Origin of the sequence: Pseudomonas delhiensis (assembly GCF_900187975.1) — a bacterium.
In the GTDB taxonomy this organism is placed as follows: domain Bacteria; phylum Pseudomonadota; class Gammaproteobacteria; order Pseudomonadales; family Pseudomonadaceae; genus Pseudomonas; species Pseudomonas delhiensis.
Genome location: NZ_FZPC01000001.1, coordinates 227,892 through 251,240, shown reverse-complemented (window position 1 = coordinate 251,240; position 23,349 = coordinate 227,892). Strand labels below are relative to the sequence as shown.

Annotated in this window: 21 protein-coding genes; 4 read left to right on the top strand and 17 right to left on the bottom strand. The window is 68.6% G+C overall.

Going from position 1 to position 23,349, the window contains the following annotated elements; all coding sequences use genetic code 11:
- Positions 1 to 16: 16 nt before the first annotated feature.
- The 6 genes from prpD to CHC02_RS01110 all read right to left on the bottom strand — a co-directional run bounded on the left by prpD (position 17) and on the right by CHC02_RS01110 (position 8,590).
- Positions 17 to 1,501, bottom strand: a complete 1,485-nt coding sequence (prpD, locus tag CHC02_RS01135) for a 2-methylcitrate dehydratase (RefSeq protein WP_089389675.1) — start codon at positions 1,499 to 1,501, stop codon at positions 17 to 19.
- Positions 1,502 to 1,744: 243 nt separating this feature from the next.
- Positions 1,745 to 2,932 carry a 2-methylaconitate cis-trans isomerase PrpF gene (prpF, locus tag CHC02_RS01130; RefSeq protein WP_089389674.1) on the bottom strand — a complete coding sequence of 396 codons (1,188 nt, stop codon included), beginning with the start codon at positions 2,930 to 2,932 and terminating at the stop codon, positions 1,745 to 1,747.
- Positions 2,933 to 3,067: 135 nt separating this feature from the next.
- A complete protein-coding gene (acnD, locus tag CHC02_RS01125) occupies positions 3,068 to 5,677 on the bottom strand; it encodes a Fe/S-dependent 2-methylisocitrate dehydratase AcnD (protein WP_089389673.1) in 2,610 nt (869 codons plus the stop codon).
- Between the two features lie 18 nt (positions 5,678 to 5,695).
- Positions 5,696 to 6,856, bottom strand: a complete 1,161-nt coding sequence (prpC, locus tag CHC02_RS01120; RefSeq protein WP_089389672.1) for a bifunctional 2-methylcitrate synthase/citrate synthase — start codon at positions 6,854 to 6,856, stop codon at positions 5,696 to 5,698.
- A 127-nt stretch (positions 6,857 to 6,983) separates the two neighbouring features.
- Positions 6,984 to 7,871, bottom strand: coding sequence for a methylisocitrate lyase (gene prpB / locus CHC02_RS01115; RefSeq protein WP_089389671.1), 888 nt, complete (start codon positions 7,869 to 7,871; stop codon positions 6,984 to 6,986).
- The gene (locus CHC02_RS01110) at positions 7,868 to 8,590 is read right to left on the bottom strand and encodes a GntR family transcriptional regulator (protein ID WP_089389670.1); all 723 of its coding nucleotides are present in this window, start codon (positions 8,588 to 8,590) and stop codon (positions 7,868 to 7,870) included. Before CHC02_RS01110 ends, prpB begins: the two co-directional genes overlap by 4 nt.
- Before the next feature lie 196 nt (positions 8,591 to 8,786).
- On the opposite strand from CHC02_RS01110, the gene CHC02_RS01105 reads away from it, so the two are divergent.
- Positions 8,787 to 9,398, top strand: coding sequence for a class I SAM-dependent methyltransferase (locus CHC02_RS01105; protein WP_089389669.1), 612 nt, complete (start codon positions 8,787 to 8,789; stop codon positions 9,396 to 9,398).
- A 7-nt stretch (positions 9,399 to 9,405) separates the two neighbouring features.
- On the opposite strand, the gene CHC02_RS01100 is transcribed toward CHC02_RS01105, so the two are convergent.
- The 3 genes from CHC02_RS01100 to CHC02_RS01090 all read right to left on the bottom strand — a co-directional run bounded on the left by CHC02_RS01100 (position 9,406) and on the right by CHC02_RS01090 (position 10,605).
- Positions 9,406 to 9,645, bottom strand: a complete 240-nt coding sequence (locus tag CHC02_RS01100) for a hypothetical protein (protein WP_009615991.1) — start codon at positions 9,643 to 9,645, stop codon at positions 9,406 to 9,408.
- Positions 9,646 to 9,810: 165 nt separating this feature from the next.
- Positions 9,811 to 10,041: a hypothetical protein gene (locus CHC02_RS01095; protein ID WP_089389668.1), complete on the bottom strand. Its 231-nt coding sequence runs from the start codon at positions 10,039 to 10,041 to the stop codon at positions 9,811 to 9,813.
- Between the two features lie 111 nt (positions 10,042 to 10,152).
- On the bottom strand, positions 10,153 to 10,605 hold the full coding sequence (locus CHC02_RS01090; RefSeq protein ID WP_089389667.1) for a hypothetical protein: 453 nt from the start codon (positions 10,603 to 10,605) through the stop codon (positions 10,153 to 10,155).
- Positions 10,606 to 10,731: 126 nt separating this feature from the next.
- Between CHC02_RS01090 and CHC02_RS01085 the strand changes: the two genes are divergently transcribed.
- Positions 10,732 to 11,028 (top strand): type II toxin-antitoxin system MqsR family toxin, encoded by a 297-nt coding sequence (locus tag CHC02_RS01085; RefSeq protein WP_089389666.1) that lies wholly within the window; start codon positions 10,732 to 10,734, stop codon positions 11,026 to 11,028.
- Positions 11,029 to 11,030: 2 nt separating this feature from the next.
- The gene (locus tag CHC02_RS01080; protein WP_089389665.1) at positions 11,031 to 11,432 is read left to right on the top strand and encodes a type II toxin-antitoxin system MqsA family antitoxin; all 402 of its coding nucleotides are present in this window, start codon (positions 11,031 to 11,033) and stop codon (positions 11,430 to 11,432) included.
- Positions 11,433 to 11,883: 451 nt separating this feature from the next.
- Here CHC02_RS01080 and aauR read toward each other — a convergent pair whose 3' ends face one another.
- The 8 genes from aauR to ada all read right to left on the bottom strand — a co-directional run bounded on the left by aauR (position 11,884) and on the right by ada (position 20,855).
- Complete coding sequence (aauR, locus tag CHC02_RS01075) at positions 11,884 to 13,212, bottom strand: two-component response regulator AauR (RefSeq protein ID WP_089389664.1); 1,329 nt, start codon at positions 13,210 to 13,212, stop codon at positions 11,884 to 11,886.
- The gene (locus CHC02_RS01070) at positions 13,209 to 15,095 is read right to left on the bottom strand and encodes a sensor histidine kinase (protein ID WP_089389663.1); all 1,887 of its coding nucleotides are present in this window, start codon (positions 15,093 to 15,095) and stop codon (positions 13,209 to 13,211) included. The genes aauR and CHC02_RS01070 overlap by 4 nt, the downstream gene beginning before the upstream one ends.
- 163 nt (positions 15,096 to 15,258) lie before the next feature.
- A complete protein-coding gene (locus CHC02_RS01065; protein ID WP_089389662.1) occupies positions 15,259 to 15,993 on the bottom strand; it encodes an amino acid ABC transporter ATP-binding protein in 735 nt (244 codons plus the stop codon).
- A complete protein-coding gene (locus CHC02_RS01060; RefSeq protein WP_176450303.1) occupies positions 15,990 to 16,658 on the bottom strand; it encodes an amino acid ABC transporter permease in 669 nt (222 codons plus the stop codon). Before CHC02_RS01060 ends, CHC02_RS01065 begins: the two co-directional genes overlap by 4 nt.
- A complete protein-coding gene (locus CHC02_RS01055; protein WP_089389660.1) occupies positions 16,655 to 17,401 on the bottom strand; it encodes an amino acid ABC transporter permease in 747 nt (248 codons plus the stop codon). Before CHC02_RS01055 ends, CHC02_RS01060 begins: the two co-directional genes overlap by 4 nt.
- A gap of 332 nt (positions 17,402 to 17,733) precedes the next feature.
- Positions 17,734 to 18,642, bottom strand: a complete 909-nt coding sequence (locus tag CHC02_RS01050; protein WP_089389659.1) for a glutamate/aspartate ABC transporter substrate-binding protein — start codon at positions 18,640 to 18,642, stop codon at positions 17,734 to 17,736.
- Between the two features lie 431 nt (positions 18,643 to 19,073).
- Positions 19,074 to 19,715 (bottom strand): phosphatase PAP2 family protein, encoded by a 642-nt coding sequence (locus CHC02_RS01045; RefSeq protein WP_089389658.1) that lies wholly within the window; start codon positions 19,713 to 19,715, stop codon positions 19,074 to 19,076.
- 81 nt (positions 19,716 to 19,796) lie between these two features.
- Positions 19,797 to 20,855, bottom strand: coding sequence for a bifunctional DNA-binding transcriptional regulator/O6-methylguanine-DNA methyltransferase Ada (gene ada, locus CHC02_RS01040; protein ID WP_089389657.1), 1,059 nt, complete (start codon positions 20,853 to 20,855; stop codon positions 19,797 to 19,799).
- 122 nt (positions 20,856 to 20,977) lie between these two features.
- Between ada and CHC02_RS01035 the strand changes: the two genes are divergently transcribed.
- Positions 20,978 to 23,338: an ATP-binding protein gene (locus tag CHC02_RS01035; RefSeq protein ID WP_089389656.1), complete on the top strand. Its 2,361-nt coding sequence runs from the start codon at positions 20,978 to 20,980 to the stop codon at positions 23,336 to 23,338.
- Positions 23,339 to 23,349 lie beyond the last annotated feature (11 nt).

The following is a 23,349-nucleotide window of genomic DNA, read 5'->3' as shown; positions in this document are numbered from 1 at the left end:
CTCCTGCAAGAGCGCTTCAGATCACCAGCAAGTCCATGAACCTGTGCACCGGCGTGGCCTCCAGCTGCGCCGGGTCGTTGCACAGCGCGGCTATCCGCGCGCAGCGCTGCGGGGCGAAGCGGGTGGCCAGGGCGTTGCGGAACTTGGCTTCCAGCAGCGGAATGCCTTCGGCGCGCCGGCGGCGGTGGCCCACCGGGTATTCCACCTCGATCTTCGGCGTGCTGCTGCCGTCGCTGAAGAACACCTGCACGGCGTTGGCGATGCTGCGCTTGTCCGCCTCCAGGTACTCGCGGCTGTAGCGCACATCCTCCACCACCTCCATCTTCTCGCGCAGGCGGTCGATCAGCGGGTGCGCGGCGTGGAAGGCGTCCTCGTAGTGTTCCGCTTCCAGGGTGCCGTAGATCAGCGGCACGGCGACCATGTACTGGATGCAGTGGTCGCGGTCGGCGGCGTTGGCCAGCGGGCCGGTCTTGGAGATGATGCGGATCGCCGATTCCTGGGTGGCGATGACGATGCGGGTGATCTCGCTGATGCGGTTGCGCACCAGCGGGTGCAACTGCACCGCGGCTTCCACGGCGGTCTGCGCGTGGAACTCGGCGGGGAAGCTGATCTTGAACAGCACGTTCTCCATCACGTAGCTGGCGAAGGGCTGCGGCAGGCGGAACCGGCGCTGGTCGTCGGGCTTGAGCGCCAGGTCCTTGTTGGTGTGGCTGAACAGCACGTCGTAGAAGCCCCATTGCGGCGCGCTGAGCACGCCGGGGATGCCCATCTCGCCGCGCAGGGCGATGTCCGCCAGGCGCAGGCCGCGGCTGCTGGCGTCGCCGGCGGCCCAGGACTTGCGCGAACCGGCGTTGGGCGCGTGGCGGTAGGTGCGCAGCGCCTGGCCGTCGACGCAGGCGTGGGAGAGGGCGCAAAGCAGCTGCTCGCGGTCGGCGCCGAGCAGCCGCGCGCTCACGGCCGTGGAGGCCAGCTTGACCAGGAACACGTGGTCCAGGCCGACGCGGTTGAAGGCGTTCTCCAGGGCGAACACGCCCTGGATCTCGTGGGCCAGGACCATGGATTCCAGCACGTCGCCCATGCTCGGCGGCGGCTCGCCCCTGGCCTGGGCCAACTGCGCCAGGTGGTCGGCGATGGCGAGGATGGCGCCGAGGTTGTCCGACGGGTGGCCCCATTCGGCGGCCAGCCAGGTGTCGTTGTAGTCCAGCCAGCGCACCAGCGCGCCTATGTCCCAGGCGGCCTTGACCGGGTCCAGGCAGAAGCGCGTGCCCGGCACCCGCGAGCCGTGGGGCACCACCGTGCCGTCCACCTGGGGGCCGAGCAGCTTGGTGCATTCGGGGAAGCGCAGGGCCAGCAGGGCGCAGGCCAGGCTGTCCATCAGGCACAGCCGCGCGGTGTCACGGGCCTCGGCGGAGTCGACGCGGTAGGTCAGGACGTAGTCGGCGATCTGCTGCAGGACGACGTCGTAGTCGGGGCGGGTGTTCGGATCGGCGTTGGTGCTCATGGCGTGCTCCTTCGCGGTAATCCGGGAGAGTCTAGACGCTGGAGGCGGATACCCTTGGCAACGGAGCCATCACGGACGTAGGGCGTATAACCGTTCGCGGTTATACGCCGCTACACCGACCTCGTGCCCTGCTCCTCGGCCGAGCCCGGAGTGCCTTGAAACAGGCGCTCCGTGGCCAAACCCGGTACGCGCCTGAAACCAAGGTCAAACGGCGGATAACGTGGAACGTTATCCGCCCTACGCTCAGAAGGCGTCGCCCGGCACCCGCACCCAGCCTTCCATGAGGATGCGCGCGCTGCGGCTCATGATGGCCTTGGTCACGGTCCATTCGCCGTCCACCCGTTTGGCCTCGGCGCCCACGCGCAGGGTGCCGGAGGGGTGGCCGAAGCGTACGGCGGTGCGCTCGCCGCCACCGGCGGCCAGGTTCACCAGGGTGCCCGGCACGGCGGCGGCGGTGCCGATGGCCACGGCGGCGGTGCCCATCATGGCATGGTGCAGCTTGCCCATGGACAGCGCGCGCACCAGCAGGTCGACGTCGCCGGCCTGCACCTGCTTGCCGCTGGAGGTGCGGTAGTCCTTGGGCGGGGAGACGAAGGCGATCTTCGGCGTGTGCTGGCGGGTGGCCGCCTCTTCCGGTGTCTTGATCAGGCCCATGCGCAGGGCGCCGGCGATGCGGATCTGCTCGAAGCGCGCCAGTTGCTCGGGATCGGAGTTGATGTCCTCGCGCAGTTCGGTGCCCTGGTAGCCGATGTCCTCGGCGTTGACGAACACGGTGGGGATGCCGGCGCTGATCATGGTCGCCTTGAAGGTGCCGACGCCGGGCACTTCCAGGTCGTCCACCAGGTTGCCGGTGGGGAACATGGAGCCGCCTTCCTCGCCGTCGTCGGAGGGGTCGAGGAACTCCAGCACGATCTCGGCGGCGGGGAAGGTCACCCCGTCCAGCTCGAAGTCGCCGGTCTCCTGGACCTGGCCGCTGGTCACCGGCACGTGGGCGATGATGGTCTTGTGGATGTTGGCCTGCCAGATGCGCACCACGCAGGTGCCGTTGTCCGGGATGCGCGCCGGATCGACCAGGCCGGCGTGGATGGCGAAGGCGCCGGCGGCGGTGGAGAGGTTGCCGCAGTTGCCGCTCCAGTCGACGAAGGCCTTGTCGATGGAGACCTGGCCGTAGAGGTAGTCCACGTCGTGGCCGGGCTGGCTGCTTTTCGACAGGATCACGCACTTGCTGGTGCTGGAGGTGGCGCCGCCCATGCCGTCGATGTGCGCCGAATACGGGTCGGGGCTGCCGATCACGCGCATGAACAGCTTGTCGCGCGCTTCCCCCGGCACCTGGCAACGCTCGGGCAGGTCCTGCAGGCGGAAGAACACGCCCTTGCTGGTGCCGCCGCGGATGTAGGTGGCGGGGATTTTCACTTGGGGTACGTGGGGCATGGGTCAGGTCCTGTGGGCTTTTCGTAGGAGCGAGCTTGCTCGCGAACGGCCCCGCAGCGGGGATGGGGTCGCGAGCAAGCTCGCTCCTACAGGATTGGTGCCGGCCCGCCGCTCGTGCGGGCCGGAGCCGTTACATCACGCCGCGGACGACTCGAGGAAGTCCTTGGCGAAGCGCTGCAGCACGCCGCCGGCCTTGTACACGCTGACGTCGGCGGCGGTGTCGAGGCGGCAGGTCACCGGTACCCGGACCACTTCACCGTTGCGCCGGTTGACCACCAGGGTCAGGTCGCAGCGCGGCGACAGTTCACCTTCGATGTCGTAGGTCTCGGTGCCGTCCAGGCCCAGGGTCAGGCGCGTGGTGCCCGGCTTGAACTCCACCGGCAGCACGCCCATGCCCACCAGGTTGGTGCGGTGGATGCGCTCGAAGCCCTCGGCCACGATCACTTCCACCCCGGCCAGGCGCACGCCCTTGGCCGCCCAGTCGCGGGACGAGCCCTGGCCGTAGTCGGCGCCGGCGACGATGATCAGGTTCTGCTTGCGGTTCATGTAGGTCTCGATGGCTTCCCACATGCGCATCACCTTGCCTTCGGGCTCCACGCGGGCCAGCGAGCCCTTCTTCACCTGGCCATCGACCACGGCCATCTCGTTGACCAGTTGCGGGTTGGCGAAGGTGGCGCGCTGCGCGGTCAGGTGGTCGCCGCGGTGGGTGGCGTAGGAGTTGAAGTCCTCCTCCGGCAGGCCCATCTTGTGCAGGTACTCACCAGCGGCCGAGTTCATCAGGATGGCGTTGGACGGCGACAGGTGGTCGGTGGTGATGTTGTCCGGCAGGATCGCCAGCGGCAGCATGCCCTTGAGCGTGCGCTCGCCGGCCAGCGCGCCTTCCCAGTACGGCGGGCGGCGGATGTAGGTGGACATCGGGCGCCAGTCGTACAGCGGGCTGTCGGCTTCCTTCACGCTGCCCAGGTCGAACATCGGGATGTACACCTGGCGGAACTGTTCCGGCTTCACGCTGCTGGCGACGATGGCATCGATCTCTTCGTCGGACGGCCACAGGTCCTTCAGGGTGATGGGGTTGCCGTTGGCGTCGGTGCCCAGCGGGTCCTGCTCGATGTCGAAGCGCACGGTGCCGGCGATGGCGTAGGCCACCACCAGCGGCGGCGAGGCGAGGAAGGCCTGCTTGGCGTAGGGGTGGATGCGCCCGTCGAAGTTGCGGTTGCCCGAGAGCACGGCGGTGGCGTACAGGTCGCGGTCGATGATTTCCTGCTGGATCTTCGGCTCCAGCGCCCCGGACATGCCGTTGCAGGTAGTGCAGGCGTAGGCGACGATGCCGAAGCCGAGTTTCTCCAGCTCGGTCAGCAGGCCGGCCTCTTCCAGGTACAGCCTGGCGACCTTGGAACCCGGCGCGAAGGAGGTCTTCACCCAGGGCTTGCGCACCAGGCCCAGCGCGTTGGCCTTCTTCGCCAGCAGGCCGGCGGCGACCACGTTGCGCGGGTTGGAGGTGTTGGTGCAGCTGGTGATGGCGGCGATGATCACCGCGCCGTCGGGCATCAGGCCATGGGCTTCTTCATCGCGGCCGGACTCCAGCTTGGCCTCGTCGGCGATGCCGCGCTCGGCCAGCGCCGAGGTCGGCAGGCGGCGGTGCGGGTTGGACGGGCCGGCCATGTTGCGCACCACGCTGCCCAGGTCGAAGCTGAGCACGCGCTCGTACTCGGCGGTCTTCAGGGCGTCGGCCCACAGGCCGAGGGTCTTCGCGTAGTTCTCCACCAGCGCCACCTGCTCCGGCTCGCGGCCGGTGAGCTTGAGGTAGTCGATGGTCTGGCCGTCGATGTAGAACATCGCGGCGGTGGCGCCGTATTCCGGGCACATGTTGGAGATGGTCGCGCGGTCGCCGATGGTCAGGCTGTCGGCGCCTTCGCCGAAGAACTCGACGTAGGCCCCCACCACGCGCTCCTTGCGCAGGAACTCGGTCAACGCCAGGACGATGTCGGTGGCGGTGATGCCGGGCTGGCGCTTGCCGGTCAGCTCGACGCCGACGATGTCGGGCAGGCGCATCATCGACGGGTGGCCGAGCATCACGGTCTCGGCTTCCAGGCCGCCGACGCCGATGGCGATCACCCCCAGGGCGTCCACGTGCGGGGTGTGCGAGTCGGTGCCGACACAGGTGTCGGGGAAGGCCACGCCGCCGCGCGCCTGGATCACCGGGCTCATCTTCTCCAGGTTGATCTGGTGCATGATGCCGTTGCCGGCGGGGATCACGTCGACGTTCTTGAACGCGGTCTTGGTCCACTCGATGAAGTGGAAGCGGTCCTCGTTGCGACGGTCCTCGATGGCGCGGTTCTTCTCGAAGGCCTCGGGGTCGAAGCCGGGGGCTTCCACGGCCAGGGAGTGGTCGACGATCAGTTGCGTCGGCACCACCGGGTTGACCTTGGACGGGTCGCCGCCCTGGTCGGCGATGGCGTCGCGCAGGCCGGCCAGGTCGACCAGCGCGGTCTGGCCGAGGATGTCGTGGCAGACCACGCGCGCCGGGTACCAGGGGAAGTCGAGGTCGCGCTTGCGGTAGATCAGTTGTTCCAGCGCGGCAGTCAGCAGTTCCGGCTCGCAGCGGCGCACCAGTTGCTCGGCCAGCACGCGCGAGGTGTACGGGAGTTTGTCCCAGGCACCAGCCTGGATCTCTTCGACGGCCGCGCGGGCATCGAAGTAGTCCAGTTGTGTGCCGGGCAGGCTTTTACGGTATTGGCTGTTCATGAGGCTATTCACCATTGTTCAGGGGCGATCCTTGAGCGGCACGAACTTCAGGTCCTCGGGACCGGTGTAGTTGGCGCTCGGGCGGATGATCTTGCCGTCGATGCGCTGCTCGATGACGTGGGCGGACCAGCCGGCGGTGCGGGCGATCACGAACAGCGGGGTGAACATGGCGGTGGGCACGCCCATCATGTGGTAGCTGACGGCGCTGAACCAGTCGAGGTTGGGGAACATCTTCTTGATTTCCCACATCACGCTTTCCAGGCGCTCGGCGATGTCGAACATCTTGCTGTTCTTCTGCTCCTCGGAGAGCTGCCGGGCGACTTCCTTGATCACCTTGTTGCGCGGGTCGGACACGGTGTAGACCGGGTGGCCGAAGCCGATCACCACTTCCTTCTTCTCGACGCGGGCGCGGATGTCGGCTTCCGCCTCGTCCGGGTTGTCGTAGCGCTTCTGGATCTCGAAGGCCACCTCGTTGGCGCCGCCGTGTTTCGGGCCGCGCAGGGCGCCGATGGCGCCGGCGATGCAGGAGTACATGTCCGAGCCGGTGCCGGCGATGACGCGCGAGGTGAAGGTGGAGGCGTTGAACTCGTGCTCGGCGTACAGGTTCAGCGAGGTGTGCATGGCGCGCACCCAGGACTCGCGCGGCTTCTCGCCGTGCAGCAGGTGCAGGAAGTGGCCGCCGATGGAGTCGTCGTCGGTCTCCACGTCGATGCGCTTGCCGTTGTGGCTGTAGTGGTACCAGTACAGCAGCGCCGAGCCGAGGGAGGCCATCAGCTTGTCGGCGATGTCGCGGGCGCCGGGGTGGTTGTGGTCGTCCTTCTCGGGCGACAGGCAGCCCAGCACGGAGACGGCGGTGCGCATCACGTCCATCGGGTGGGCCGAGGGCGGCAGGGTTTCCAGGGCGGCCTTGACGCCCGCCGGCAGGCCGCGCAGGGCCTTCAGCCTGGCCTTGTAGCCGGCCAGCTCGGCCACGTTCGGCAGCTTGCCGTGGACCAGCAGGTGGGCGATTTCCTCGAATTCGCAGCGATTGGCGAAGTCGAGCACGTCATAGCCACGGTAGTGCAGGTCGTTGCCGGTGCGGCCGACGGTGCACAGGGCGGTGTTGCCGGCGGCGGTGCCGCTCAGGGCCACGGATTTCTTCGGCTTGAAGCCGGTGGTGGTTTCGGCGGTAGCGCTCATCGTATCTCTCCTCACGAATCCGGTTGCTTGTTCTTGTTCCGCAGGCACTGCGGCCTGGCATTTCGAGTCGGTGGCGGCAGGCCGGGCGCTTTGTCCTGCAGCCTATAGCCTGCCGCCTGAAGCCGCTTTACTTCTTGTTCGCCGCGAACAGCGCGTCGAGCTTCTGCTCGAAGGCGTGGTAGCCGATGCGGTCGTACAGCTCCGCACGAGTCTGCATCAGGTCGATGACGTCTTTCTGATGGCCCTGCTGGCGGATCGCGGTGTACACCGCCTCGGCGGCCTTGTTGGCGGCGCGGAAGGCCGACAGCGGGTAGAGCTGGATGGCCACGCCGACCGAGGCCAGCTCGTCGCGGGTGAACAGCGGGGTGGCGCCGAACTCGGTGATGTTGGCCAGCACCGGCACGCCCAGGGCCTCGACGAAGCGCTGGTAGGTCGGCAGGTCGTAGGCGGCCTCGGCGAAGATGCCGTCGGCACCGGCTTCCACGTAGCGCAGGCAGCGCTCGATGGCGGCGTCCACACCCTCGGCCTGGATGGCGTCGGTACGGGCGATGAGGAAGAAGTTCGGATCGGTCCTGGCGTCGGCGGCGGCCTTCACGCGGTCGGCCATTTCCTCGGTGGAGACGATTTCCTTGCCCGGACGGTGGCCGCAGCGCTTGGCGCCGACCTGGTCCTCGATGTGCGCGGCGGCGGCGCCGGCCTTGATCAGGCTCTTGACCGTGCGCTCGATGTTGAAGGCGCTGGGGCCGAAGCCGGTGTCGATGTCCACCAGCAGCGGCAGGTCGCAGACGTCGGTGATGCGGCGCACGTCGGTGAGCACGTCGTCCAGGGTGTTTATCCCCAGGTCCGGCAGGCCCAGGGAGCCGGCGGCGACGCCGCCGCCGGAGAGGTAGATGGCCTTGAAGCCGGCGCGCTTGGCGAGCAGGGCGTGGTTGGCGTTGATCGCACCGATCACCTGCAGCGGTTTCTCTTCGGCAAGGGCGGTACGGAAACGCTGGCCGGGGGAAAGCAGACTCATGACTCACCTCGTTCGTTGGCTGTCTTGGCTTGGGCGTCCAGGTAGTGACGCTCGATGTTGCGCTTGGAGGCGCCGATGTGACGGCGCATCAGCAGTTCGGCCAGTTCGCCGTCACGGTCGGCGATGGCATCGAGAATGCGGTGGTGCTCGGCGAAGGCCTGGCGCGGCCGGTTCGGCGTGGCGGAGAACTGCAGCCGGTACATGCGCACCAGTTGGTACAGCTCGCCGCAGAGCATGCGGGTGAGGGTGCGGTTGCCGCTGCCCTGGATGATCCGGTAGTGGAAGTCGTAGTCGCCTTCCTGCTGGTAGTAGCCGCGCCCGGCCTGGAAGGCCTCGTCGCGCTCGTGGGTGTCGAGCACCCGGCGCAGCTCGTCGATCTCGGCCTGGCTCATGCGTTCGGCGGCCAGGCGGCAGGCCATGCCTTCCAGGGATTCGCGGATCTCGTACAGCTCGATCAGCTCGGCGTGGCTCAGCGACACCACCCGCGCGCCGACGTGGGGCACGCGCACCAGCAGCTTCTGCCCTTCCAGGCGGTGGATCGCCTCGCGCAGCGGGCCGCGGCTGATGCCGTAGGTGCGCGCCAGCTCCGGCTCGGAGATCTTGCTGCCCGGGGCGATATCGCCCTTGACGATGGCCGACTGGATCTTGCGGAACACGTGTTCCGAGAGGGTCTCGCCGTCGCCTTCGACGTCGCTGGGAAGGAGCAGGGATTCGTTCATGGTGTCGACAATCCACATCGGGTGCGGCGAAAACTAACCTCGAATATTTGTCCGGTCAAGGGGATTGTCGACAATCGTCTAATGGGCGGCCGGGTTATGCGCAAAGCGTCCAGGGAATCCTGCGGATGGCCGAAAAGCCCCGCGCGGCGCGGCCTGCACTGCGCTAGGCTGGGCAAAACCGCAAGGGGGGAAGACGATGGGTGTCTACGACCGCTACCTGCTGCCACGGCTGATCGACTGCGCCTGCGGCATGGGCCAGGTGATGAAGCAGCGCTCGCTGCTGGTGCCGCGGGCCCGCGGCCGGGTGCTGGAGATCGGCATCGGCACCGGGCTGAACCTGGGTTTCTACGATGCGGGGAAAGTGTCGACAATCGTCGGCGTCGACCCGGCGGCGCAGATGCAGGGCCTGGCGCGCAAGCGCGCGGCGGGCATCGGCATCCCGGTGGAGATGGTGGCGCTGGAACTGGGGCAGATTCGCGCCGATGCCGGCAGCTTCGACTCCGTCGTCTGCACCTTCACCCTCTGCAGCATCCCGGACGTGCTGGCGGCGCTGCGGGAGATGCGCCGGGTGCTCAAGCCGGGCGGCGAGTTCCTCTTCTGCGAGCACGGCCTGGCGCCGGACGCCGGCGTGCGCGCCTGGCAGCACCGCCTGACGCCGATCTGGAAGCCCCTGGCCGGCGGCTGCCACCTGGACCGCGACATCCCGGCGCTGATCGCGGCCGGCGGCTTCCAGGTGCGCGAGCTGAGCCGCGAGTACCTGCCGGGGCCGCGGCCGATGACCTATGTCTACAAGGGGATGGCCGACTGAGGCGGCCTCAGGCTGGCACCGGGCCCAGGGCCATCACCCGCAGGATGTGCACGCTGCGGATGAACAGGTCGGCCACCGGCCCGCGGCGGTCGGCGCGGCAGTCGTCCAGGCGCACCAGGCTGGGGGCGCAGCCGGCCAGCAGGTCGAAGTAGTCGCGCAGTTGCATGCGCCCGCGCAGGCGGTGCGGGCGCTGGGCGTTGTCCAGGGTTTCCAGTTCGACCCAGAGGGTGTCTTGATCCGGTTGCATGGTGGGCTCTCGCACGGCGCTGCTGCCGAAGGCTGCGTAGGAAGTTGCCGAAGATTCCTCTGTGACTGACGCCACGGCGCCCGGTTCCCCGGGCGCTTGTGAATCGTGGCGATATTCAGCTTCGGTTCAGCCAGGCCCGCGCCCGGGCACGTTTAGGCGCGGCGCCTAGGCGGCTGCGTCGCTGTCGTCGGTGCGGACCACCCAGCGGATGTTCACCCCGCGGATGAACAGGTCGCCCTGGCCATGCAGGTCCGTCAGGCGCACCAGGGCGGGCGTGTCGCCCAGCAGCAGGTCGTGGTAGTCGTTCAGGCTGATGCGCCCGCGCAGGATGCGCGGGGCGTGGTTGGGCAGGTGGGTTTCGAGTTCCACCGGCAGGCTGTCGTGATCGTGGGGCATGGCGGGCGCCGCTGGGTGCAATGAGCCCGCAACTGTAGGTTCGGCCCGGCGCCCGGCCTAGTGGAGATTCACCGCTGCTTCTGTAGGAAAAAGCCTGGGTTGCGTGTCGGCTCAGAGACCTTCGTCATCACGCACCAGCACGCAATGGCAGCCATCTTCCTCTTCGTGCCAGTCGTGCAGGAAGTACATCTGCACCTTGTCCGGGCTCGGCATCACGGCGACGAAATCACCGATCTCCGGGACGAAGAAGGCCTTGCTGCCGGGCTCGGCCTCGCACTCCACCAGGGCGCTGAAGAAGGCCGCCGGGTCGGCATCCTCGAAGAACGCCTCGCGCTCGGCGGCGTCCCAGTCGGCGGGCGCCTCGAAGGGGCCGAGAATGAGCACCCTGGCGTCGCCCAGGTCCAGTTCCTCGGCGTCCGGGTCGTTGTCGTCGGGGCGGTAGAAGCAGGCATCCACCGCCTTCGCGTCGGCCAGGATGGCCTGGCGTGCGGCCAGGCGCCGCTGCGGATCGACGCCGGCGTCGGCGCAGAGCTGGTTCCAGAAGGCTTCGGATTTGGCGGACATGGGGTGGCTCCGGCGGGGCGGCGATGGGGAAGGCGGGTAGTGTCCCGGAGCTTGCGTGGGAGTGCAATGCGGCAGGCTGGAATTAACCAAGTTGCTAAATGGTCAGGGTTTGTCTAGCCTTGCTCGATGGAGAAATCGACGCCTCATTGCCGTCTCGACCGAGTCAAGTCGCTGCTTGCCCGGGGCAGGGTTCGCGCGACCTATTCCGCGCTCTCCGGCGGCGCGGCGCTGGGGTTGGACTTCGCCGACATGCTGGCGGTCATCGAGGCCCTGGCGCCCCGTGATTTCCACAAGAGCATGACGACTCACGCCGATCATCGTGTCTGGCAGGACGTCTACCGACCTTCGACCGCCGTGGGTCGGATCTATCTGAAGTTGACCGTCATAGACGATGTGCTTGTCGTGTCCTTCAAGGAGCTATGAGCATGAAATGTCCCCTCTGCGGTGGAGCCGAACTGCTCCACGAGACCCGCGACCTTCCCTATGCCTACAAGGGGGAGAGCACCCTGATAACAGCTGTGCGCGGTGAGTTCTGCCCGGCCTGTGGCGAGGCGGTGCTGGACGCCGACGAGTCGGCGCGGGTGAGTGCCCAGATGCTGGCCTTCAACAAGCGGGTGAACGCTTCGATGGTCGATCCGGGGTTCATTGCCGCCGTGCGCAAGAAGCTGGCGCTGGACCAGCGCGAGGCCGCGGAGATCTTCGGTGGCGGCGTGAACGCGTTCTCCCGCTACGAGAATGGCAAGACGCGCCCGCCGTTGGCGCTGGTCAAGCTGCTCAAGGTGCTCGACCGCCATCCCGAATTGCTGGAAGAGGTGCGCTCGGGGTAAGGAGCCTCTCCTACACCTTCCGGCAAATATGACACCCCGTAGGATGGGTTGTGCCGATGGGCGGTTCGGTGCGATGGGGCGGGCAATCGCGGACAGAGTCCGCTCCTACGTTGCAGGCGAGCATGGCTTCTCGTAGGAGCGAGCTTGCTCGCGAACAAAGACGGTGCCATGCGGTTCGCGAGCAAGCTCGCTCCTACAAAGAGCATCTCGGCGCGGGCCACAAGACAGTTGCTCCTACGTCCGTGCTCGACCGTAGGGCGAATAACCGTTCGCGGTTATCCGCCGCCGGCCGGAACGCCGGTGCCCGACGGCCGCGGCGGATAACGCCGTAGGCGTTATGCGCCCTACGGGTTGGAAAGAGGCGGCGCAGCCTGCAAGACAGTTGCTCCTACGCCCGTGCTTCCCTGAAACCGTAGGAGCGGACTCCGTCCGCGATTCGCTGGTTTCCGCCCTACGCCAACCCGTACTTCTTCACCTTGTCGAACAGCGTGGTCTTGGCCATGCCCAGGGCCGCGGCGGCCTGGCTCAGGTTGCCGGCGTGGCGTTCCAGGGCGGCCTGCAGCAGGCTGCGTTCGAAGGCTTCCACGGCTTCGGCGAAGCGCGGTTCGCTGGCGTCCGGGCCGAGGCCGCTGGCGGCCAGCACCGGCAGGCCGAGGGCGAAGCGTTCGGCGACGTTGCGCAGTTCGCGCACGTTGCCCGGCCAGTCGTGGGCCATGAGGCTGGCGGCGGTGGCGTTGTCGATGGCCGGCGCCGGGCGGTCGAAGCGCAGCGAGGACTGCTGCAGGAAGTGCTCGAAGAGCATCAGGATGTCCTCGCGCCTCTCGCGCAGCGGCGGCAGTTGCAGGGTGATGACGTTGAGGCGGTAGTAGAGGTCGCTGCGGAAGCCGCCTTCGCGGCCCATGGCGGCCAGGTCCGACTTGGTCGCGGCTATCACCCGGCAATCCACCGGGATCAGCTGGTTGGAGCCCAGGCGCTCCAGCTGGTGTTCCTGCAGCACGCGCAGCAGCTTGATCTGCAGGTTCAGCGGCATGCTCTCGATCTCGTCGAGGAACAGGCTGCCGCCGTCGGCGTGCTCGATCTTGCCGATGCGCCGCTTGCCGGCGCCGGTGAAGGCGTGGGCCTCGTGGCCGAAGATCTCGCTGTCGATCAGGCTCTCCGGCAGGCCGCCGCAGTTCAGCGCGACGAAGGCCTTGGGCTGGCGCCGGCTGTAGTCGTGCAGGCAGCGGGCGACCAGTTCCTTGCCGGTGCCGGTCTCGCCCTCGATGAGCACGTTGGCCGAGGTGTCGGCGACGTTGGCGATCAGCTCGCGCAGCGCCTGCATCGCCGGCGAGCGGCCGATCAGCCGGGCTTCCAGGGCCTGGCGCCCGGCCAGCTGGCGGCGCAGCTGGCCGATCTCGCGGCTGAGCCGGCGGCGTTCCAGGGCGCGCCGCGCCACGTCCACCAGGCGCTCGGGGGCGAAGGGCTTTTCCATGAAGTCGTAGGCGCCGTCGCGCATGGCCTGCACGGCCATGGCGATGTCGCCGTGGCCGGTGATCAGCACCACCGGCAATTGGGCGTCCTTCTCGCGCAGCCGGGCCAGCAGTTGCAGGCCGTCCATGCCGGGCAGGCGGATGTCGCTGACGACGATGCCGGGGAAGTCGGCGCCCACGCGCCGCAGCGCTTCCTCGGCGCTGGCCACGCCGTCGCTGTCGATGTCTTCCAGGGCCAGGGCCTGCTGGCAGCCGAGCAGCACGTGGGGGTCGTCCTCGACCACCAGTACGCGGAGTTTTTCGTCGCTCATGGCGTGGGTTCCTGAGTGGGCAGCAGGGGCAGGCTGAGTTCGAAGGCGGTGCCGCCGGCCTCCGGGTGGGCCACGCCCAGGCTGCCGCCGGCGGCGGTGGCGAGGCTGGCCGAGAGCGTCAGGCCCAGGCCCAGGCCGTGCTCGCCGGGCTTGGTGGTGAAGAAGGGTTCGAACAGGTGCTCGCGGGCATCCGGCGGGATGCCCGGGCCGTTGTCGCGCACCGTCAGCAGGTACTGCGCGCCCTCGCTGCGGCCGCTGAGCCAGAGCTGGCGGTCGGCCTGGCCGCTCATGGCGTCCAGGGCGTTGGCGACGAGGTTGACCAGTATCTGCTCCAGGCGCGTCTGGTCGATGCCCAGGCAGGCGTCGTCGAATTCGCGGTGCAGCACCAGCGGGCAGTCCTTCAGGCGCACCTGCAGCACCCGCAGCGCGGCGTCCACCGCCTTGCCCAGGCGCGCCTGGCCGTGGTCGTCGGCGCGCCGGGCGAAGGCGCGCAGGCTGGCGGTGATGCGGCCCATGCGGTCGACCATCTCGTTGATGGCCTCCAGGTTGCTGCTGGCGGTGTCCAGGGCGCCGCGCTGGAGGAAACGCACGGTGTTGCCGGAGAGGGTGCGCAGCGCCGCCAGCGGCTGGTTCAGCTCGTGGGCGATGCTGGTGGACATCTGCCCGATCACCGCCAGCTTGCCGGCCTGGACCAGGCGGTCCTGGGCCTTGCGCAGGGTGTCCTCGGCCTGGCGGCGCTCGCGGATCTGCTCGCGCAGATGCTGGTTGCTGGCGCGCAGGTCGGCGGTGCGCTCGGCGATGCGCCGCTCCAGTTCGTTGTTCGCCTGTTGCAGCGCCTCGCGGGCCGCCAGGCGGGTGGCCAGGACCTTGCGCCGCTCGTTCCAGGCGATCAGCAGGAACGCCAGCAGGGCGAAGCCCACCGCGGCCAGGGCGCCGTGGATCATGGCCTCGCGGCGCACGTCCCGCAGCGGGCTGAGCAGGGTGAAGTCCCAGGGCGTGTCGCCCAGGCGGCGGGTCTGCTTGAGGTACAGGTGCTCGGCGTGGGCCGCGCCGTTGGCGTCGTGGTCGCGGAAGCCGATTTCCTCCACGCCCTCGCCCAGGGCGCGGCGCGAGCTGGGCTGCCATTCGTTGAGCGCCCACCAGTAGTATTGCAGGCTGCGCGCCAGGCGCTCCTTGTCCGCGGCGCTGAGCGGGCGCACCGCCTTCAGGCGCAGCTGCGGGTTGCTGGAAAGGATGACGATGCCGTTCTCGTCGCTGACGAAGGCCTGCAGCTGGGCCTTCTCCCAGCGCTCCTCCAGGGCCTCCATCTTCACCTTGACCACCGCCACGCCGACGATGCGCCCGCCGTGCACCAGGCCGTGGGCCAGGTAGTAGCCGGGCTCGCCGACGGTGCTGCCGATGCCGTAGAAGCGCCCCGGGCGGCCCTGCACGGCGTCCTGGAAGTAGGCGCGGAAGGACAGGTCCTCGCCCAGGTAGCTGTCGGCGTCCTGCCAGTTGCTGGTGGCCAGCACCCGGCCGGAGGTGTCCAGCAGGTAGATGGCGCGGCTGCCGGCGCGGCGGTTGAGGCCTTCCAGGTAGGTGTTGACCTGGTCGCGGCGATAGGGCGTGGGCTCCAGCAGCAGGCGGGTGACGCCGCTCTCCAGCTCCAGCAGGCTGGGCAGGTAGGTGTAGCGGCTGATCTCGCTTTCCACCCCGCGTGCGTGCAGCTCCAGCTGGCGTTCGCCGCTGGCGACCAGGGCGCGGGTGCCGGCGCCGGCGCTGACCAGGTAGCCGCCATAGCCGAAGCCGAGCATCAGCAGGATCAGCGGGATCGGCAGCAGCAGGTTGCGCACGAGGCTGGGCTTCACGGTCGGCGGTGGCAGGGTCAATGGCTGGGCGGGCATTGCATCACAGTCGTCGGAAGCGGGCCAGCCCGGCGCCGGGGCCGAGCCGATGGAGAGGCTCTTCGTAGGAGCGAGGGGGACGCCTAGTTCTTGCTCGCGAACGAGCCCCGCCGCGGAATCCGTTCGCGAGCAAGCTCGCTCCTACGAGAGGCCTGTCGGCTTCTCAGTGGGTGAGGATCTTGGCGAGGAACTGCCGGGCGCGCTCGGAGCGGGCCTCGAGGTCGCCGAAGAATTCCTCCTTGGCGCAGTCCTCGACGATCTGCCCGCGGTCCATGAAGATCACCCGGTCGGCCACCTTGCGGGCGAAGCCCATCTCGTGGGTCACGCACATCATGGTCATGCCTTCCTGGGCCAGCTGGACCATCACGTCGAGCACCTCGTTGACCATCTCCGGGTCCAGCGCCGAGGTGGGTTCGTCGAACAGCATGACGATCGGGTCCATGGCCAGGGCGCGGGCGATGGCCACGCGCTGCTGCTGGCCGCCGGAGAGCTGGCCGGGGTGCTTGTGCGCGTGAGCCTTCAGCCCGACGCGGTCGAGCAGCGCCAGGCCCTTCTCGGTGGCCTCGTCCTTGCCGCGGCCGAGCACCTTGACCTGGGCGATGGTCAGGTTCTCGGTGATGGTCAGGTGCGGGAACAGCTCGAAGTGCTGGAACACCATGCCCACCCGCGAGCGCAGCCTGGGCAGGTTGGTCTTCGGGTCGGCGATGGAGGTGCCGTCGACCACGATGTCGCCCTTCTGGAACGGCTCCAGGGCGTTGACGCACTTGATCAGCGTCGACTTGCCCGAGCCCGAGGGGCCGCAGACCACCACCACCTCGCCCTTGCTCACCGAGGTGCTGCAGTCGGTGAGGACCTGGAAGTCGCCGTACCACTTGTTGACGTTCTGGATGGTGATCATAGGGCTAACCCTTTCTGCAGGCGCTTGACCGCGAAGGATGCGGTGAAGCTGACGATGAAGTAGACGAGACCGGCGAAGATCAGGAATTCGTGGGGCTGGCCGATGATGTCGCCGCGCGAGCGCGCCGCGTTGAGGAAGTCCATCAGGCCGACGGTGTAGACCAGCGAGGTGTCCTGGAACAGGATGATGCTCTGCTGCAGCAGCAGCGGGGTCATCTTGCGGAACGCCTGGGGCAGGATGATCAGCCGCATGCACTGGCCGTAGGTCATGCCCAGGGCCTGGGCCGCGCCCATCTGGCCCTTGGGAATGGCCTGGATGCCGGCGCGGACGATCTCGCAGAAGTACGCCGCCTCGAACATCACGAAGGCCACCAGGCAACTGGTGAAGGCGCCCACCGGGGTGTCGCTGCCGGTGATCCAGCGCAGGATGTAGGGCACCGCCAGGTAGAACCAGGTGATCACCAGCAGCAGCGGGATGGAGCGGAAGTAGTTGACGTAGAAGCCCGCCAGGTTGCTCAGCAGGCGGTTGTGGGACATGCGCATCAGCGCCAGCAGGGTCCCCAGCACCACGCCGCCGGCCACGCCCAGGGCGGTCAGCTGCAGGGTCATGGCCATGCCGTCCCACAGGCCCGGCAGCGCCGGGACGATCGAGCTGAAATCCATCACTTGCCCCCCACGGAAATCAGGCCGGGCAGCGCGACCTTGCGCTCCACCAGGCGCATGAACAGCATCAGGCTCATGTTCAGGGTGAAGTAGATCAGCGTCGCCAGGGTGAAGGCCTCGAACAGGTTGGCGCTGAATTCGGCGGTCTGCTTGGTCTGCGCCAGCAGCTCCATCAGGCCGATCAGCGAGGCCACCGAGGAGTTCTTGAAGATGTTGAGGAACTCCGAGGTCAGCGGCGGGATGATGATGCGGAAGGCCTGCGGCAGCAGCACGTAGCGGTACACCTGGGGCAGGCTGAAGCCCATGGCGCGGCCGGCGGCTATCTGCCCGGGGGGCAGGGCCTGGATGCCGGTGCGCACCTGTTCGCACACCCGCGCCGCGGTGAACAGGCCCAGGCACACCACCACGCTGATGAAGGCCGAGGTTTCCGGCGCCAGGCCGAGCTTGAACCAGTCCTGCAGCGGCTGCGGCAGCAGGTCCGGGACCAGGAAGTACCAGAGGAACAGCTGCACCAGCAGCGGCACGTTGCGGAACAGCTCGACGTAGCCGGTGCCGATGGCCGACAGCCAGCGGTTCGGCGCGGTGCGCAGCACGCCCAGCGCCGAGCCCAGCGCCAGGGCGACCAGCCAGGCGGTGAGGGCGACGGCGATGGTCCAGCCCAGGCCGGTGAGATACCAGTCCAGGTAGATCTCGTCGCCGATCCCGGTGGACTTGAAGAACACGCTCCAGTCCCAGTTGTAGTTCATGCAGGTTTCCCTCGAAGGCCCCCGTGAGGGCGTCGAAACGGTCGGAACGCGGCGCGCGGGCGCCTGCGCCCGTGGGTGATGGGCGTGTTCCGCAGGTGGATCAGGAAAAAAGGAAGAGGAGGCCGGGAGCGCCGCCGGCGCTCCCGCTCCCCGCCGGCCCGCGCCTCGTGAGCGCGGGCTGGCGCCACCGTTAGAGCCTGTTTACGATCTCGCGAGCTAGAGCAGAACAAGGCGAAAACAGGCGAGGAAGCGCAGTTTAGATAGCTAAATGAGCATTACTCGCCTGTTTTTAACGCAGTTATGCCGACGCGCAGCAGATCGTAGACAGGTTCTTACATCTGCTCGGCAGACTTGTCGGTGGGACTGGCGATCAGCTTCTTGAGCGTGTCGCTCATCGGGAATTCGAGGTTCAGGCCCTTGGGCGGCACCGGCTGGGTGAACCACTTGGCGTAGATGTCGTTGATCTGCCCGGAGGCGAAGGTGTCGGCGATGGCCTTGTCGACCACCTGCTTGAAGCCCTCGTCGCCCTTGCGCACCATGCAGCCGTAGATCTCGTAGGACTGCGGGGTGCCGACCACCGTCCAGTCGTCGGGCTTCTTGGCCTTGGCCATTTCGCCGTAGAGCAGCGCGTCGTCCATCATGAAGGCCACGGCGCGGCCGGATTCGAGCATCAGGAAGGACTCGCCGTGGTCCTTGGCCGAGATGATGTTCATGCCCATCTTTTTCTCGGCGTTCATCGATTTGAGCAGGCGCTCGGAGGTGGTGCCGGCGGTGGTCACCACGTTCTTGCCCTTGAGGTCGGCGAAGTCGCTGATGCCGCTTGTCTTCTTGGTCAGCAGGCGGGTGCCCACCTCGAAGATGCCGAGGGAGAAGTCGACCTGCTTCTGGCGCTCCAGGTTGTTGGTGGTGGAGCCGCACTCGATGTCCACGGTGCCGTTCTGCACCAGCGGGATGCGCGTCTGCGAGGTGACCAGGTTGTAGCGCACCTTGAGGTCGGGCATGCCCAGCTGCTGCTTGACCGCCTCGACCACTTTCAGCTGCAGGTCGTGGGAATAGCCCACCGGCTGGCGCGGGTCGTCGGCCAGGTAGGAGAAGGGAATGGAGGCGTCACGGTGGCCGAGGACGATGGTGCCGGAATCCTTGATCTTCTTCAGGGTGCCGGTGAGTTCCTCGGAAAGGGCCGGAGTGGCGAACAGGGCGGCGACGATGGCCACGCCCAGCACACGGGGTGCGATACGCATTGATGCTTCCTCGACTTGTTCTGGTTGTTGTCGATCCTGCGGCAGGCGTACCCGGCGGCTGGCCCTCCTGGCGCCCGACGGGCAAGCGCGGCGCTGCCGCATGCTCACGGGAAGCTAGAGAGCAGGGACCGTGCCAGTCCCTGGCTATTCAAGTAACTTGCTGATTTTTAATGGTTTATATCTGGCGATGGCGCGCCGTCGAGGACGTCGGCGTTCGGTCTTCCGGATAGATGCCGTTTGTGCGTTCGGTTTTCCGAACGCGGCTGGGCCCACTCCAGTTCCAGGGAAGCATGGTTGTAGGAGCGGGCCCTGCCCGCGAATCGCGCGCAGGGCGCGCTCCTACAGGGGAATGGCATGGCTCGGGCAGCGTAGGAGCGGACTCCGTCCGCGATCAGGCGCATAACGCCGTAGGCGTCATGCGCCCTACGGGCCTAGGCCGCCGGTGCCTGCCGGGCGTCCAGGCGGTGGAAGCCACCCCACTCGCCGCGCCGGAACGGCTTGTCGCGGTCGGCCATGTAGGCGGCGATGCGTTCCAGCACCTGGTGGGTGGGCGCGCGCACGCCGGTCATGCCCTGCAGCGAGGCCAGCAGCAGGACCATGGCCAGCAGCAGCGGCGACAGCGACGGCAGGCGGCGCTGCGTCAGGCAGAGGAAGGCGCCGCTGGCGGCCAGGCCGACAGCCAGCCCGCCATAGACCTCCGCCGGCGAATGCACGTTGATCTGCAACCGCGACACCCCCACCAGCACCGCCAGCACGGCGCCGCCGGCCGCGGCAGCCAGGCGCCAGGTGGATCGGGCGGGCACCAGCAGGCTGCAGAGCACCGGCAGGACGCTGGCGGCCAGCATGCTGTGGCCGGACAGGCCGGTGAAGTTCCACGCGGGAATGCCGATGCCCCAGCCCATGAAGGCCAGTTTGGAGACCAGGGTGGCGCCGGCTGCGAGGCCGAACAGCAACAGCCAGCAGTGGGCGTTGCGGCTTTCCCGGCGCAGCAGCAGCCAGGCATAGATGAACAGCGCGCAGGGCAGCAGCAGGGAGCTGTCGCCGAAGCGGGTGATGAGGTTCCAGAGGTTCATGGGTTTGCAGGCGGTCCTTCGAGGGGCCGAACCATAGCACAGCAGAAGGCTCTGCCATGGGCCCGGCCGATCGGAGGCGGCTCAGGCGGGCTCGTCCTGGCGCGCCGCCCGGCCCTCGCGGCGCAGCAGCTCGTGCTTGCGTTCCAGGCCCCAGCGGTAGCCGCCGCTGCCGCCGTCGGCCGCCACCACCCGGTGGCACGGCACCAGCAGCCCCACCGGGTTGCTGGCGCAGGCGCGGGCGATGGCCCGGGGGTGGCTGTGCAACTGTTCGGCCAGTTCGCCGTAGCGCCGCGTCTGGCCGCTGGGAATCTGCGCCAGGGCGTGCCAGACGCGCAGCTGGAAGGCGCTGCCGTGCAGGTCCAGGGGCAGGCCGGCGGTGCGTTCGGGCTGCTCCAGCTGGCGCAGCACCCGGCCCAGCCAGTCGCCCAGGCCGGCGTCGTCGCGCTGCAGCTCGGCGGCGGCGAAGCGCTGGCGCAGTTCCGCCTCCAGTTGCCCCGCTTCGTCGCCGAACAGCAGGGCGCAGACGCCCCGCGGGCTGGCGGCCAGCAGCACCTGGCCGAGCGGGCAGGGGGCGATGGCGTAGCGCAGCCGGGTGCCGGCGCCCTTCTGCCGGCGCTGTGCCGGGCTCAGCGCGGTGGGGGCTTCGTAGAGCGCGCGGGTGCCGGAGTAGCCCGCCTCCAGGGCGGCGTCGAGCACCGAACGCGCCTGCGGCAGGGCGGCGGCCAGGCGTTGCTGGCGGCGGGCCTCGGCCCAGGCCCGGGGCGTCAGGCCGGTGCGGGCCTTGAAGGCGCGGGCCAGGTGCGAGGCCGAGAGGCCGATGCGGGCCGCCAGCTCTTCCATCGTCAGCGGGCGCTCGGCCTGCTCCAGCAGCTGGCAGGCGGCGGCGACCAGGGCGTCCAGGCGTTGCGCCGGGCTCTCGCCGTCGGGCGTGCAGCGCCGGCAGGGGCGGAAGCCCGCGGCTTCGGCGGCCGCCGCGTCGGCGTGGAAGCGCACGTTGGCGCGGCTCGGCCGCCGCGCCGGGCAGCTCGGCCGGCAATAGACGCCGGTGGAGCGAACGGAAAACACGAAACGCTGGTCGAAGCCGGCGTCACGCTCGCAGACCGCCTGCCAGCAGCGTTCATCATCGGGAAGTGAGGGCATGGTGCTCTCCGTGGAGGACCAGGGACATGGGTAAATTGTCGGCGCCACCCGGCGGGCGGGCAATCCGTAATCGCTTTTCAAACTGCCGGCTACGCTTGCAGGAGGTCCGTCGAGAGCCCGCCATGCCCTGCCGCCGACTCCTTCACCACTGCCTGTTGCTCTGCGTGCTGCTGTGCCCGCCGCTGTGGGGCGCGGAACTGACGCTCAGCCCCCGCGAACGCAGCTGGCTGGAGGCCCATCCGACGCTGCGGGTGGGCATTTCCCGGGACGGCTGGCCGCCGTTCGAGATGGTCGACGCCCAGGGCGGGTTCCAGGGCATCAGCGCCGACTACCTGAACCAGGTCGCGCAGCGCCTGGGCCTGAGCCTGCAGACGCAGACCTTCGACGACTGGGCGCAGGTGATCGAGGCGGCGCGCAACGGCCAGGTCGACCTGTTGCCGACCGTGGCGCGCTCGCCCGAGCGCGAGCAGTTCCTCGCCTTCAGCCAGCCCTACCTGAGCACCAGCAGCCTGATCTTCGCCCGCCGCGACAGCAGCGTGCGGATGCTCGACGACCTGTCCGGCAAGCGCGTCGCCGTGGAGCGCGACTTCGCCGTGCACGACCTGCTGCGCACGGCGGTGCCGGGGGTGTCCTTCGTCATCGTCGACGACACCGCCGAGGCGCTCAAGGCCGTGGCCTCCGGGAGCGCGGACGCCTACGTGGGCAACCTCATCTCGACCAACTACCTGATCGGCCGGCTCAACCTGAGCAATCTCGAGGTGCGCGGCGACAGCGGCCTGGACAACAGCCAGGTGCGCTTCGCCGTGCGCCACGAGCTGGCGCCCCTGGTGCCGCTGCTCGACCGCGCCCTGGCCAGCATCGACGCCGACGAGCAGGAGCGCATCCGCCAGCGCTGGCTGCCGCAGATCGACGCCTTCGACTGGATGCAACTGCTGCAGGCGCTCTGGCCCTACGTGGCGGGCTTCTTCGCCCTGCTCACCTTCGTGCTGATCTGGAACCGCCGCCTGCAGATCCAGGTGGCCGAGCGCGCCCGCGCTGAGGCCGAGGAGCACCGCCAGCGGCGCACCCTGCTGGCGCTGATCAACGCCATTCCCGACCCCATCTGGTTCAAGGACACCGAGGGCCGCTACCTGGGCGCCAACCACGCCTTCGCCGAATGCCTGGGGCTGCCGGCCGAGGACGTCATCGGCCGCAGCGACGCCCAGCTGTTCAGCGATGCCGCCAGCGCCGGCCGCGGCGAGCGCGACCGCCAGGCGCTGTCGGCCAGCCAGCCGTTCGCCAGCGAGGGCTGGGTGGTCTACCCGGACGGCCGGCGGGTGCTGTTCGACACCCTGCGCAGCGCCTTCCACGACGACCACGGCGGGCTGCTCGGGCTGGTCGGGGTGAGCCGCGACATCACCGCGCGCAAGGCCACCGAGGAGGCCCTGGCCCAGGCCCGCGACCTGGCCGAGCAGGCGGCGCGGCTGAAGAGCGAGTTCCTGGCCAACGTCAGCCACGAGATCCGCACGCCACTGAACATCATCATCGGCCTTGCGCACCTGCTGGAGCAGACTGCCCTGGACCCGCAGCAGCGCGACTACCTGGGCAAGATCCAGGGCTCGGGCCAGTACCTGCTGGAGCTGATCAGCGACATCCTCGACCTGTCCAAGGTGGAGGCCGGCCGCCTGGAGTTCGAGCACCTGGACTTCGACCTGGAGCGCCTGCTCGGCGAGCTGGTCGACCTGCTGGCGATCCGCGCCGCGGGCAAGGGCCTGAGCCTGGAGTGCCACATCGACCCGCGGCTGCCCTCGCACCTGGTGGGCGACTCGCTGCGCCTGCGGCAGATCCTGATGAACTACGGCAACAATGCGCTCAAGTTCACCGAGCGCGGCGGGCTGCAGCTGGAGGTGCGCCTGGACATGCAGGCCGGCGACGAATACTGGCTGTACTTCGGCCTGCGCGACACCGGCATCGGCATCAGCCAGGCGCAGCAGGAACGGCTGTTCGAGTCCTTCCGCCAGGCCGACAACTCCATCACCCGCCGCTACGGCGGCTCCGGCCTGGGCCTGGCGATCTGCAAGCGCCTGGCCGAGGCCATGGGCGGCGAGGTCGGGGTGGACAGCGCGCCGGACCAGGGCAGCCTGTTCTGGTGCCGCCTGCCCATGGGCCGGGTGGAGGACGCGCGGCCCATCGACCTGTCGCGCATCCTGCGCTCGCCCCCGGCGCCGCTGCTGCAGGCGCCGGAGCCGGCGCCCGCGCAGGCCCGGGAGGAATTGCCGACGGAACAGCGCCAGCAGGCCGAGCAGGTGGTGCGCCGTCTGGCCCACCTGCTGGCCGCCGACGACCCCCGTGCCGGACGGCTGGTCGGCGAGCGCGCGGGCCTGCTGCGCAGTATCTTCAATGACGGGTACGACGACGTCGCGGCGAGCATCCGCCGCTTCGAGTTCGAGCGGGCCCTGGAAAAACTGCTGGTGTTGTCGCGCGAGCGCGACATCCGCATCTGACCGTAGAGGAG

What these genes read in the sequence shown, in the direction of transcription:
- CHC02_RS01090 (WP_089389667.1), bottom strand. Translation starts at nt 10,605, where the DNA reads ATGTCCGCCAAATCCGAAGCCTTCTGGAACCAGCTCTGCGCCGACGCC.
- CHC02_RS01050 (WP_089389659.1), bottom strand. Translation starts at nt 18,642, where the DNA reads ATGCGTATCGCACCCCGTGTGCTGGGCGTGGCCATCGTCGCCGCCCTG.
- CHC02_RS01095 (WP_089389668.1), bottom strand. Translation starts at nt 10,041, where the DNA reads ATGCCCCACGATCACGACAGCCTGCCGGTGGAACTCGAAACCCACCTG.
- CHC02_RS01100 (WP_009615991.1), bottom strand. Translation starts at nt 9,645, where the DNA reads ATGCAACCGGATCAAGACACCCTCTGGGTCGAACTGGAAACCCTGGAC.
- CHC02_RS01085 (WP_089389666.1), top strand. Translation starts at nt 10,732, where the DNA reads ATGGAGAAATCGACGCCTCATTGCCGTCTCGACCGAGTCAAGTCGCTG.
- acnD (WP_089389673.1), bottom strand. Translation starts at nt 5,677, where the DNA reads ATGAACAGCCAATACCGTAAAAGCCTGCCCGGCACACAACTGGACTAC.
- ada (WP_089389657.1), bottom strand. Translation starts at nt 20,855, where the DNA reads ATGCCCTCACTTCCCGATGATGAACGCTGCTGGCAGGCGGTCTGCGAG.
- aauR (WP_089389664.1), bottom strand. Translation starts at nt 13,212, where the DNA reads ATGAGCGACGAAAAACTCCGCGTACTGGTGGTCGAGGACGACCCCCAC.
- CHC02_RS01110 (WP_089389670.1), bottom strand. Translation starts at nt 8,590, where the DNA reads ATGAACGAATCCCTGCTCCTTCCCAGCGACGTCGAAGGCGACGGCGAG.
- prpF (WP_089389674.1), bottom strand. Translation starts at nt 2,932, where the DNA reads ATGCCCCACGTACCCCAAGTGAAAATCCCCGCCACCTACATCCGCGGC.
- CHC02_RS01070 (WP_089389663.1), bottom strand. Translation starts at nt 15,095, where the DNA reads ATGCCCGCCCAGCCATTGACCCTGCCACCGCCGACCGTGAAGCCCAGC.
- prpD (WP_089389675.1), bottom strand. Translation starts at nt 1,501, where the DNA reads ATGAGCACCAACGCCGATCCGAACACCCGCCCCGACTACGACGTCGTC.
- CHC02_RS01065 (WP_089389662.1), bottom strand. Translation starts at nt 15,993, where the DNA reads ATGATCACCATCCAGAACGTCAACAAGTGGTACGGCGACTTCCAGGTC.
- CHC02_RS01045 (WP_089389658.1), bottom strand. Translation starts at nt 19,715, where the DNA reads ATGAACCTCTGGAACCTCATCACCCGCTTCGGCGACAGCTCCCTGCTG.
- CHC02_RS01055 (WP_089389660.1), bottom strand. Translation starts at nt 17,401, where the DNA reads ATGAACTACAACTGGGACTGGAGCGTGTTCTTCAAGTCCACCGGGATC.
- prpB (WP_089389671.1), bottom strand. Translation starts at nt 7,871, where the DNA reads ATGAGTCTGCTTTCCCCCGGCCAGCGTTTCCGTACCGCCCTTGCCGAA.
- CHC02_RS01035 (WP_089389656.1), top strand. Translation starts at nt 20,978, where the DNA reads ATGCCCTGCCGCCGACTCCTTCACCACTGCCTGTTGCTCTGCGTGCTG.
- prpC (WP_089389672.1), bottom strand. Translation starts at nt 6,856, where the DNA reads ATGAGCGCTACCGCCGAAACCACCACCGGCTTCAAGCCGAAGAAATCC.
- CHC02_RS01080 (WP_089389665.1), top strand. Translation starts at nt 11,031, where the DNA reads ATGAAATGTCCCCTCTGCGGTGGAGCCGAACTGCTCCACGAGACCCGC.
- CHC02_RS01105 (WP_089389669.1), top strand. Translation starts at nt 8,787, where the DNA reads ATGGGTGTCTACGACCGCTACCTGCTGCCACGGCTGATCGACTGCGCC.